The 12,140-nt window shown below is 35.2% G+C and carries 11 protein-coding genes; 3 read left to right on the top strand and 8 right to left on the bottom strand.

The annotated features are described in order from the left end of the window. Window positions 1–127: 127 nt before the first annotated feature. Window positions 128–2,125, bottom strand: a complete 1,998-nt coding sequence (locus ACUTSE_RS11590; RefSeq protein WP_445640333.1) for a M4 family metallopeptidase — start codon at window positions 2,123–2,125, stop codon at window positions 128–130. Between the two features lie 295 nt (window positions 2,126–2,420). On the opposite strand from ACUTSE_RS11590, the gene ACUTSE_RS11585 reads away from it, so the two are divergent. Beyond that, the gene (locus tag ACUTSE_RS11585) at window positions 2,421–3,386 is read left to right on the top strand and encodes a hypothetical protein (RefSeq protein WP_445640332.1); all 966 of its coding nucleotides are present in this window, start codon (window positions 2,421–2,423) and stop codon (window positions 3,384–3,386) included. A 44-nt stretch (window positions 3,387–3,430) separates the two neighbouring features. Continuing rightward, complete coding sequence (locus tag ACUTSE_RS11580) at window positions 3,431–4,888, top strand: aminotransferase-like domain-containing protein (protein ID WP_445640331.1); 1,458 nt, start codon at window positions 3,431–3,433, stop codon at window positions 4,886–4,888. On the opposite strand, the gene ACUTSE_RS11575 is transcribed toward ACUTSE_RS11580, so the two are convergent. Both ACUTSE_RS11575 and dnaK read right to left on the bottom strand, forming a co-directional pair. Then, window positions 4,860–5,177, bottom strand: coding sequence for a hypothetical protein (locus ACUTSE_RS11575; RefSeq protein ID WP_353101351.1), 318 nt, complete (start codon window positions 5,175–5,177; stop codon window positions 4,860–4,862). The two genes, ACUTSE_RS11580 and ACUTSE_RS11575, sit on opposite strands and share 29 nt — an antisense overlap. Window positions 5,178–5,268: 91 nt before the next feature. Then, window positions 5,269–7,179, bottom strand: coding sequence for a molecular chaperone DnaK (dnaK, locus tag ACUTSE_RS11570; protein ID WP_445640330.1), 1,911 nt, complete (start codon window positions 7,177–7,179; stop codon window positions 5,269–5,271). 405 nt (window positions 7,180–7,584) lie between these two features. Between dnaK and ACUTSE_RS11565 the strand changes: the two genes are divergently transcribed. Further along, window positions 7,585–9,009: an L-serine ammonia-lyase gene (locus ACUTSE_RS11565; protein WP_002991043.1), complete on the top strand. Its 1,425-nt coding sequence runs from the start codon at window positions 7,585–7,587 to the stop codon at window positions 9,007–9,009. A 155-nt stretch (window positions 9,010–9,164) separates the two neighbouring features. Here the strand turns inward: ACUTSE_RS11565 and ACUTSE_RS11560 are convergent, their stop codons facing one another. The 5 genes from ACUTSE_RS11560 to ACUTSE_RS11540 all read right to left on the bottom strand — a co-directional run bounded on the left by ACUTSE_RS11560 (window position 9,165) and on the right by ACUTSE_RS11540 (window position 11,761). Then, window positions 9,165–9,587: a hypothetical protein gene (locus ACUTSE_RS11560; protein WP_445640329.1), complete on the bottom strand. Its 423-nt coding sequence runs from the start codon at window positions 9,585–9,587 to the stop codon at window positions 9,165–9,167. A 190-nt stretch (window positions 9,588–9,777) separates the two neighbouring features. Continuing rightward, window positions 9,778–10,143 (bottom strand): SMI1/KNR4 family protein, encoded by a 366-nt coding sequence (locus tag ACUTSE_RS11555; RefSeq protein ID WP_445640328.1) that lies wholly within the window; start codon window positions 10,141–10,143, stop codon window positions 9,778–9,780. Window positions 10,144–10,188: 45 nt separating this feature from the next. Then, entirely contained in the window at window positions 10,189–10,440 is a 252-nt protein-coding gene (locus tag ACUTSE_RS11550; RefSeq protein ID WP_445640327.1) for a hypothetical protein, read from the bottom strand. Window positions 10,441–10,514: 74 nt separating this feature from the next. Next, window positions 10,515–11,006, bottom strand: a complete 492-nt coding sequence (locus ACUTSE_RS11545; RefSeq protein ID WP_445640326.1) for a hypothetical protein — start codon at window positions 11,004–11,006, stop codon at window positions 10,515–10,517. 215 nt (window positions 11,007–11,221) lie between these two features. Further along, window positions 11,222–11,761: a hypothetical protein gene (locus ACUTSE_RS11540; protein ID WP_445640325.1), complete on the bottom strand. Its 540-nt coding sequence runs from the start codon at window positions 11,759–11,761 to the stop codon at window positions 11,222–11,224. Window positions 11,762–12,140 lie beyond the last annotated feature (379 nt).

Below are 12,140 nucleotides of genomic sequence, written 5' to 3'. Positions count from 1 at the left end.
TATTTCTGCTATTTAAATATTTTATTATCAAAACATAAATATATCCAAAAATACTTAACATAAAAATTAACATTTAGTTTAACGCACAAAAAAAACCGAGACGCATCTCGGTTTCTATTTGTTTTTTTTATTTTACGATGATTTTCTCTGAAATCTTTCTCTCTTTGCTTTCGTAAATCACAATGTAATTTCCTGTTTTCAATTGTGGGATACTCAATTTATTCTCTCCTCTTTCTACAGTAAAATCTTGTGTTACTTTTTGTCCTGCCATATTGTAGAATGTAACCACTCCTTTATCATCTTTCGTTAATACCGTTAATTCCCCATTTGTAACTGGATTAGGATATAAGCTAAATACATCTTCTGCCAATTCAAAATCTTCTACACCCATGTTTGGACGTCTTTCACCGAAACCAACCGCATACCAAGCATCATGAACAGCAAAATACTCTTCCGAATCTACTCCGTATAATTCTTCTGCCACCATCTTACTTTGTTCCACTGCATTGATATATTGCGCATTATTTGTCAACAATTGTAATGTCTCATAAGCAATTTGCTCTGCTTTTTTCATTCCAACACCAGAAACAACATAATCATCTCCCTTATCATTAACTCCAGACCCCCCTTCACTAATTAGATAATACCAGTAATTAATTACACCACTATTGGTATGTACTCCTCCTTCATCATCTGCACCAAGACGTGTACTTGCCCAATGTTCTCCTTTATAAGTATTCGGTTGTTTTGCTCCATTACGATTATTTTTGGGATTCTGCATATCTCGCATAAAAGAATACCCTCCTCCTTTTACAACACCTTTACCTATTAACCAATCGGCATCATTCACCGCATAATGTTCAACAGAAGTTCCAAAAATATCAGCGAATCCCTCGTTTAAAGCTCCTGATTCACCTTGATATCTTAATCCACCATTCCCATTATTATCTATGACTAAATGAGTAAACTCATGAGCCGCTACATCTATTGCGACCAAAGGGTTAAAATAACTTGATCCTCTACCAAATACTAAATGACTCATTTCTCCATAAGGCTGTGCATAAGCATTTTCAGGCATACCCGAATTATAATCACCATCTAAGAATACTGGATCATAATAGGCATTAATTTTTCCTCCGCGTGCATCATAACTATCGCGATTGTGAATTTCTTTATAATAATCATAAGTATTAGTTAATCCCCAGTGAATTTCATTCGCAGGATTTTTAGGGAATGTCGTAGTCGCATTGTCGAATACAGGCCCTCTACCAAAAAAGAAATCACGATCATTATTCATCGTTCTTGCATCGAAAGTCTTTATCCTTCTTTCGTTGTCATATAACTGATATCTTCCACTAACCTCCGTTAAACCTAGAGGTAAATTGGAACGATACTGACCGTCACCGCTACCTGGAACATTTGCATGTGCAATTAAGGATACTTCGTTTACCACTTCTCCATTTTCCACACTGATGTACACATTTTTACTCACTACTCTTCTAGAAGACATTTCATCGACTCTTACTTTATGAGCTAAGACAAATACACCCTCCTCCTTTACAGAAGGAATAAACACGGTTTCAACAGCAGTATCTAACTCCGGTTTTTCTGCAATTTGGTTAACTTTAAAAGCAATACTCACCGCGTCTTTACTCGTTACTGTCGGTTTTCTATTTACATTCGCTCTTAAACTATAAGGACTCTTTTTATTTTCAATGTTGATAATCGTTCCATTAACCGCAGTTACTTTCCCTTTCTTACTATGAATAATAAACATTTGTCCATCTACAGGGTATTTCCCAACATAGTGTTGGTAAGTATTGTGTACTCCACCACGAGCATCAGTATAACTATTCAATAATTCGAACGTATTCGTTTCATATAATCCAAAGAACTCATTTGCTTTTGCTAAAAATTCTTGTTCAGTTAAATTGCTCTTTTGATTCATGCGAATTGCAAATGAACCATAAGTATTAAGGGGCTTATACGTCGGTAAATCAGTAGCATAAACTTCTACGTGATTTCCTAAATCAATTTTAGCGATGTCAGCATATCCATTTCCTACAAAAAGAAAAGAAGCTAATGCTACATATAAAAGAGGGGCTTTTATGTATTTTTTTTTCATGGGCTATTTTAACTATTTAGATTGGGTTTAAATTATTCCGAAATATACCAAAAATTACCTAACAATTACTTAACAAAACAACATCAATAAACATTTAACACTGTTTAAACACAGTAACTTCTATTTTTTAGCGGAATTGAATATTAAATCAAATTTTTAAAACATATCTGTTCAAAAACAAAAGTAAAAAGGTACAGAAACAATTTATTTTTTAACATCATATTTGGTTTTAAAGTTTCCAAAATTGATTTTATCTCCCTATAATTACGTTTCTATACAGAAAAACCTTTGTCATTTGAAAGTAGTACTTTACAATTCGGGCTATAAAGATGATTGGAATTGCTTTTTGGAGCAGGCCAATCCGGCTAGTTTTTTGTTTCACAGAAATTTCATGGATTATCATCGAGATCGATTTTGTGATCATTCGCTTTTATTTTATGAAGGTGATCGTTTGATCGCTTTACTCCCTGCTCATACCAATGACACGGTCTTGTGTAGTCATTTTGGATTAAGTTATGGAGGAATTATCCATCGCGCTTCACTGACTACAGCAGCTTTTTTAGCTCTTTTAGAGCTTCTTGCTGAGCATTGTAAAGAATACCAGTTGGAAGCTATTATTCTCAACGAAATTCCATTTATCTATCAACATACAATAAGCAGCCTTATGCCTTTTGTTAGTCATGCATTACAAGCAGTCCAACACGTGCAAATGCTTTCAACGATTGATTTTAAAACTCCACTTCCTCTTAATACCAATCGCAAGCGCATGATTCAGAAAGGAATCAAAAATGGGTATTGGATTCAAGAAGATTCCTCAGCTACTTCTTTTTGGCAGCGTATTTTAATTCCTCGCTTACACGATCGCTACCAAGCGAATCCTGTCCATACAATAGAAGAAATAGAATCTTTACTGCAAGCCTTTCCTCAATCTATTAAGCAGATGAATGTATATAATAGTCAAGGCGAACTCGTAGGGGGTACAACCCTTTTCATTCATCCTCATGTTGTGCATTTGCAGTACATTGCCGGCAATGAAATGGATAACAACAAAGGCGCTTTAGACTTATTAATTTATACGCTAATTCAGGAATACCAAACTACCGTTCGCTATTTTGATTTAGGCAGTAGTCATTTGAATCCGAAGCAGCTAAATAAAGGATTACTCTATTGGAAAGAAAGTTTTGGTGCTCGAAGTATTCCTCAGTATTGTTATACCTTTCAAGTTGAAAACCTTTTACAAGCACGCCGTGTAATCGACTGATATTCCTTATTTTTGTTGGGATAGATTTGAGTTTCACTCACACCATGACACAATCGCTTAAAATACCATACAATCGCTTAATTCGGCTAGACAAAACGTCTACGACGCCTGTATATATGCAAATTGCCAATCAATTGAGCAATGCCATTCAGCGCAACATTATTCCGATTGACACTAAACTTCCTGGAAGTAGAAAATTAGCGGAACTTTTACAGGTCAACCGCAATACCATTATTGCTGCTTTCGATGAACTTATTACTCAAGGCTGGCTCATCAGTCACCCTAATCAAGGTACCTTTGTTCAACACAAGAAAAATCAGATTCAGTCTAAATCCAACGCATTTCCTTCCTCAACGGCTTATTCTTTTCCCGTTGACAATCGCTTAGATTTAGCAAACCATGAACATCGTTGCAACTATTTTTTTACTGATGGTACTCCAGATATTCGATTGGGATTACAGGAAGAATTAGCCGCTATTTTCAGTGCTAATCTCAAGCGAAAACAACATGTCAACTATTTTGACCCCTATACGAATAAAACGGAGACTGCCTTTAAAAAACAGATTATTAACTACGTTAATGTAACGCGCAATATTCAGGCATCACCTGCCAATGTTCTAACCACCCATAGCACAACAACCGCGCTATACCTTTGTGCTTCCTTACTTCTTCAAGCAGGAGATCATGTAGCTATTAGCGAATATGGCTATTACGGCAGTCATATTATTTTACAACATACAGGAGCACAGTTACATCCTATTCCCATTCACCAGGAAGGAATTGATTTACACGCCTTAGAAAAGCTGTGTCAGCAAATGCCTATTCGCCTTCTATACTTAACAGTAAATCACCACTATCCAACCACGCAATCACTCCCTGTTCAGCAACGAGTAAAACTATTGCAGTTGGCCCAACAGTATGGTTTTATTTTACTAGAAGATGATGTGAATTTTGATTTTCACTACAACAATACACCGCCCCTTCCATTAATAAGTAGTGATAGCAAAGGGATGGTTATTTACCTTAGTTCAATAGGTAAATCAATAGCGTCGGATTTCAACACCGGTTTACTCTTAGCTCCTGCTAATTTAATTCAAGAGTTAGAAAAGCACAAAGCCTTAGTAGAAGCGAACAAAAACTATTTTGCGATGCATACCTTAATTGAATTGATTGAGGAAGGCACCTTATTTCGACACCAGGTAAAAGTCAATAAGATTTATAAAGAAAGACGCGATTATTTCTGCAGTGTACTGACACGTTTGTTTGGAGATTCTATTGCATTTACTATTCCCGAAGGTGATTTAGCTGTTTGGGTCACTTTTAACTATCCGGTCAACTTGATGCGTGTCCGTACGTTATGTTTGCTTCATAACCTCTATATTCCAACTACGTTATTATATCAAAATAAGAAACTAACGGGTATCCGTCTTGGTTTTGCTCATTTAACTTTCGAAGAAATAGATTGTTGTTTGACTATTTTTCATCAAGCTTGTATGGAGTAATAAACTTTTTCCAAATAAAACGACTCAATATATAACTTAGATGGGTGAACACTAATCCACCTACTCCTATAAATAAAATGGCTAGAAATACTCCCAAAGTAGGCATTGCACATTTGATTTCCATTTCATCGTAATTCGGCATATACAAGGGCATAATGACAAAAAAGTAGATTATAGTAAAAAAAACAAATAACAACCATTTCCATTCTCCCCATCCCTTGTTGTCAAGATAGATATAACCCAGAATTTGTGTCAGTGTAACAAGTAGTATAGGAACTATTAAAGGCATCTGTTTATCATATTAATACTCTAAAATACAAAAAAAACCGAGTCTAAAAGACTCGGTTCTTCAATTATAACTATAAAAAACTTTAGGGTTCTTATTTTACTTCCTCGTACTCAACATCTTGAGGTCCTTCAGCATCTCCACCTCCTTGGTTTCCACCTTGGTTTGGTTGAGCGCCTTGTCCTTCACCTTGTTGAGCCTCGGCTTGTGCTTTATACATTTCTTCAGAAGCTGCTTTCCAAGCCTCATTGATTTTGTCTAAAGCTGGAGTAATTGTTGCAACATCTTTTGTTTCGTATGCTTTTTTCAATTCCTCTAAAGCTCCTTCAATCGCAGTTTTATTTGCTGCTGATAACTTATCTCCAAATTCTTTCAATTGCTTGTCTGTTTGGAAAATCATTGCATCTGCCTCATTGATTTTATCTGCTGATTCTTTTGCTTTTTTATCTGCATCTGCGTTTGCTTCTGCTTCTTTTTTCATTCTTTCGATTTCTTCTTCTGTCAATCCTGATGAAGCTTCAATACGAATATCATGTGATTTACCTGTTCCTTTATCTGTAGCAGATACTTTGATAATTCCGTTTGCATCAATATCGAATGTTACTTCAATTTGAGGCACACCTCTTTGTGCAGGTGGAATTCCATCTAAGTGGAAACGACCAATTGTCTTGTTGTCGTTTGCCATCGGTCTTTCTCCTTGTAATACGTGGATTTCAACTGATGGTTGGTTATCTGCTGCAGTAGAGAATACTTGCGATTTTTTCGTTGGAATTGTTGTATTTGCTTCGATTAATTTAGTCAATACACCTCCCATTGTTTCAATACCTAATGAAAGTGGTGTAACGTCTAATAATAATACGTCTTTTACATCTCCTGTTAATACACCCCCTTGAATAGCAGCACCAATCGCTACTACCTCATCTGGATTTACTCCTTTGTGTGGTTTTTTACCGAAGAATTTCTCTACTTCTTCTTGAATTCTTGGGATACGTGTTGAACCACCTACTAAGATCACCTCATCGATATCTGATTTAGATAATCCTGCATCTTTCAATGCTTTCTCACAAGGAATCATAGAACGACGTACTAAATCATCAGACAATTGCTCAAATTTAGCTCTTGTCAACGTTTGCACTAAGTGTTTCGGTCCTGAAGCCGTTGCTGTAATATAAGGTAAGTTGATTTCTGTTTGTGTTGCAGAAGACAACTCTACTTTTGCTTTTTCAGCAGCTTCTTTTAAACGTTGTAATGCCATTGCATCTTTACGTAAATCTACTCCTTCAGCACTGTTAAACTCTTCCGCTAACCAGTTGATGATTACGTTATCAAAGTCATCCCCACCTAAGTGTGTATCTCCATTCGTAGATAATACTTCAAATACTCCATCTCCTAACTCAAGGATAGAAATATCAAATGTACCTCCCCCTAAATCGTATACTACTACTTTTTGATCTTTTCCTGTTTTGTCTAATCCGTAGGCTAACGCAGCAGCTGTAGGCTCGTTAATAATACGTCTTACTTTTAATCCTGCAATTTCACCTGCTTCTTTTGTTGCTTGACGTTGTGCGTCATTAAAGTATGCTGGTACAGTAATTACAGCTTCTGTTACTTCTTGTCCTAAGAAATCCTCTGCTGTTTTCTTCATTTTTTGTAAAGTCATTGCAGAAATTTCTTGCGGTGTGTATAAACGTCCGTCAATATCAACGCGAGGTGTATCGTTATCTCCTTTTACTACACTGTAAGGTACAGCTGAAATTTCAGCAGGGATTTGGCTGAATTTCTCACCCATAAATCTCTTGATAGACGCTACCGTTTTTGTTGGGTTTGTCACTGCCTGACGTTTTGCAGGATCTCCAACTTTAATTTCTCCTCCTTCAACAAATGCTACAACTGAAGGTGTTGTTCTTTTTCCTTCCGCATTTGTGATTACTACTGGCTCGTTACCTTCCATTACAGAAACACATGAGTTCGTAGTTCCTAAGTCAATACCAATTATTTTACTCATAATATGTTTATCGTTTATCTTTTATACTTAATTTTCCTTATTCGTTTTTTGAACCTCAGGCTCGCTTACTATTAGTCAATCTTTGTGCCAAGAACAATCTTTGCCATTTCTGACCCATTTTGAGTAAAAAAAACCTTTACTAAATGTCACTTTGTCACTTATTCTTGTCATTCCGTTCTTATTCGCCTATCCTTTCGTCAGTTTTCATGACAGCTAAAACCCAACTATTCTTATCTTTTAACCTAATACTTTTGTATATTCTTCAATTTCTTATTCTTTTTATCCGTATTTCATCGTGTATTCTCAGGTCTAAAACGTTAAACTATCTATACGTTAAATCCCTTTGCTCCATTTGTGACTCCACAGTTTTTACTTATCTTCGTAACGATTAAATCATGCAACATTATGGAATGTATATCTGTTTTTGATATGCTCAAGATTGGCGTTGGACCTTCGAGCTCACACACATTAGGTCCTTGGAGAGCCGCAGAGCTTTTCTTGAAAGAACTAAAAGAGCGTCAACTATTTAACCAAGTGCAAAACCTAACCGTAGATCTATTTGGTTCGCTTTCACTTACTGGTATTGGACACGCCACAGACTTAGCGGTTATGTTAGGACTGAGTGGTGCGGATCCAGAATATGTTCCTGTAGAAAATATCGGTGCCATTATTGCCGAAATCAACACGACAAAATCCCTTATTTTAGGAGCTGAATTACCGATTACGTTTGATCCTAAAGTTCAAATCGTTTTCAATAAAAACTTCTTGCCTTTCCATGCCAATGGAATGACCTTTACTGTTGAAACCCAAACGGGAGCAATCTATACCTCAACATTTTACTCCATTGGTGGAGGATTTGTTGTCAAAGAAGAAAGTGCTTCCAATGAGAAGAACGATGAAATTAAGGCTAGTTTTCCTTATCCTATAGACAAAGCAACCGAGCTTTTAGCGTATTGCAAAGAACAAAACATGACCGTTTCACAATTGGTCTATGAGAATGAAAAATCACTGCGCAGTGAGGATGAAATTCACCATGAACTGATGCGTGTTTGGAATACGATGTTGGAGTGTATGTACATTGGTTGTCATACCGAAGGGGTTCTACCTGGAGGATTAAATGTCCGCAGACGTGCCTATGATTCCCATCAAAATTTAAAGAGCGATTTACCTTATTCCACTCCGCAAGAATGGTTGGGTACAATTCGCAAAACCAAGGTTTATTTCCGCCAAATTCTAAAATGGGTAAGTTGCTTTGCACTTGCTGTAAATGAAGTCAATGCTTCTTTGGGACGTGTAGTCACTGCACCAACCAATGGAAGTGCAGGTGTGATTCCTGCTGTATTGATGTATTATTTGGTGATTGAAAACCACAAAGCGGGCGAAAAAGAGATCAAACAGTTTTTATTGGTTGCGGGCGAAATTGGCAGTATCTTCAAAAAAGGAGCGACTATTTCTGCAGCAATGGGTGGTTGTCAGGCCGAAATTGGTGTTTCTAGTGCCATGGCAGCAGGTGCACTATGTGAATTAATGGGTGGTTGCCCAGAACAAGTGATGATGGCTGCTGAAATTGCCATGGAGCATCACTTAGGTTTAACTTGTGATCCTATCGGTGGATTGGTTCAAATCCCTTGTATTGAAAGAAATGCCATGGGAGCAATTAAAGCCATTAATGCGGCAGAACTTGCACTAGATACCGATCCTAAAAATGCAAAAGTGCCTTTGGATAAAGTAGTAAGCACCATGTGGGAAACTGCTAAAGACATGAATAACAAATACAAAGAAACCTCAGAAGGAGGATTGGCAGTAGCAGTAAACTTAGCAGACTGTTAGTCCGGGGATTATGAAAGAGCAATTTCTTTTGTGCATACACCAATAGTACCTTTGTTTTAGAACAAAACAATCTTATAAAAACAACCCCTACAATTTTTAAATTGTAGGGGTTGTTTTATAAATAGAGATACGAAATGTACCAGTTGTAAAAAACATTAGTCTTTCTTTTTTAACTTTCTCAATTGAGCCATCGTTAAATAATCCTCTACTTCTCCTTTAATCATTATTTTATAGTCATCCGGCCCACCACATATCCAATTCACTTCAATAATGGTATCTTGCTTATGAAAAGAAAACGTCAATTCTCCTTTTCTTTTTATGATGGTATCTCCAATTTCTACTAATTCAGCATAATTAGCTAACCATCGTGTTTCATCTTTGCAATTGCACTTTCTTCCTGTCACTAAATGGGTTCCTTTTGAATTCATATTATACGCACTTGTTGAAGGCTTTTTTTCTAGAATTTGCAAGCATTCTACTGCTAAAACCAAATTTTTATTTGCTTCACAATCAACCTCTAAACAAGAAGACAATGAAAACAATAACATGATAACTCCAACTCTTTTTAAAATTCTCATTTAAACTAATTTTTACTTGTGGCTGTATAAAGGTAAGTAATTTTCACAGCAGGAAAAATTACTTTTCTTTGCTTACAAATAAGAATAAAAAAGAACTTTTAACATCAATAATACTTACATCCAAAATTTTAAAACTAAACAGGCATTTAGATAAAAACAACAAAGCCCAATTAAATCGGGCTTTGTTATTTTAGATACTTTCTATAAATTCTGTAAAGGTCTTATCCTTAAAAACCGCTTCTTCTTTTGACATACCTATAAATGGCATTTCATAAATATTCCCTGTGCTTTTCTCTATCGCAAAAGCGGTATCTCCACCATCAGAACCAAAAATAAAAAATTCGGGAGCATACTCTGCAACGTTGTATTCCTTATTCAGTTGAACCATTTCAGTTAATGCCCACAAAACAACATACCTTTCATCTGTGCTAATATCAGCACCATTTGCTTCTTTAAAAAACTCAAAAAATCCTTTCGGCAAATTAAATTCAACTTGTCCTAAAAAGGCTTCTACTTCATCTGATGTTGGTGCTGTATTTCTATCTATTGTTGCCATTACGATATTATTTATTTAGTGCTTCGCATTAACGCATTCCAAAAATTAGTGTATTGGGCATGCTGCGATGGTGTTAAAAAAAATTTGTTTGAAAGATCTGTTGAACTGCCACCAAACTTTATGGGATGTATTTCGTGTATCTGCACCTTCTAAATACATATTAAACCGCTTTTGCTCCTGTTTCATTGCTCTTGGGTTAAGGGGCTTCAACTTGTAAATTGTCCTATTGTTAATATCAAGAAAGTAAATACGTTTTCTGCTTAACAAGCTAAATTCTTTAATGTCGTCTGCTTCCACTTAATAGGATTTGTTCATTTGCTGTCTGAACTTCAAACTGGACTTTGCATATTCAACTCCCCCTTAGCGGCAACTTAATTAAGCACCGATTTTATATATAGATTCTTTGCTGTTGTTTTTTTATTACACTCATCTATCAACATTATTTTTTCTTCCTTATACTTGTCTTTTTCAAATAGATATAAGAAAAAATAAGGTACTTTACACTTAGCATCTCCATATTTTTCTATCAGTTGTCTGCAATCCTGCACTGGAAATTCTTCGCCAAAAGTTATATGTAAAAAATATCTTTTCCAAAAGTTTAATTCAACACTATCGGGATAGTTATTTAGCCCTAATTCTAAAACCTCTGAATACCTTTTCCCACCAATACTACTCCAATCTTCCGAAATATTATTTTGAATATTAAATTCATAAAGCTCAAAGGCAAAACACCAACATAGAAATGCCAAATTGATATAACTATCAAGGGAGGCAGATAACCTACGATTAGTTATCTCATCTTCATAGTAGTTAACTGCTTCTAAATATTCTTTATTTATTTCTTTAATTATTGCTACTTCCATTGTTCTTCATTTTACTTAGGAATAATATTTACTCCTGTATCGATAATTTTTCCATTAATAAATTGAATCCATACCTGCCGACCGATCCACATTCATCCATCGACCAAGTGAAGCATCGTAGTTCCTTACGTCGTAATCGTATAGATTTAATTCTAACTCGTCTTATAACTCAGCATAACCAAAAGAGATAAATTCTTATTAAATAAGCATTACTCTTATTCCCGAATATACCAATTATCTTTATACTGGTTGAAAGTATAATTATACATCTTAACGATTGAGTCATTTGAATTTTTATTTAATTTTAAAAGAAATGGTCTTCTTTCGATCTCAAATGGATTAATAAAAATATTGTTCTCGTTATCCACTTTTAAATACACAAAATTATATTTTGTATACTCCTGTATAATAGCAGATAATGCTTCATCTGTCAAAGTTCCCTTTACAAACACATCATGTAGAGCCTCTCTTTTACTAATCTCACTGATATTATTACTCCATTTATTGAATGTAACAAAAAACAAAGTAGTTCCTATATTATCTTTTTGATTCTCTCTTACTATGTAAATAGTCTCTGTAAGCGTATGTTGACGAATTTCGATTGTAAAACCTTTAAATACACTAAAATCTTCCTTTCCATATTTATTTATAAATGAATCTATCTCTTTTTTTGTTATCTCGCGTTGCTCACAACTAACAAAAAAACACAATGCAATTAATACTATAATGTATTTTAATCTAATTAAAAATCTCATTTACTTTCTCATTAATCTAAAATTATTTCTTTGTTTAGAATAAGTACCTTTGACTATAGACTCTTGATCATCTTTAGCACCCAATTGTGGTTGATACCCATTCTCTTTAGCATTTATTAAACCCAACCTTTAGAGTCATATATTCAAATCCTAAAGAATAACCTGTTGAGGCCCGCAAAAAATCCCCAAAATTACTTAGATTATGTATCATAAAATCATCTTCTAACATTCTTGTTTGATCAATAAACATCATATTATATCCATAACGATAAGGAGTTCAACTATATGCTTGCTCCAGCAGCGGATCCATACTCAAAAATATACTCGCACTCGGATTATACTAATGTACTCCCAAACCACAGAGATTAATCAATGTCAC

It is taken from the genome of Myroides sp. TSA_177.3 (genome assembly GCF_052691955.1).
Note: the sequence above shows the minus strand (reverse complement) of the source record. Positions and strands in the feature narration are given on the sequence as shown.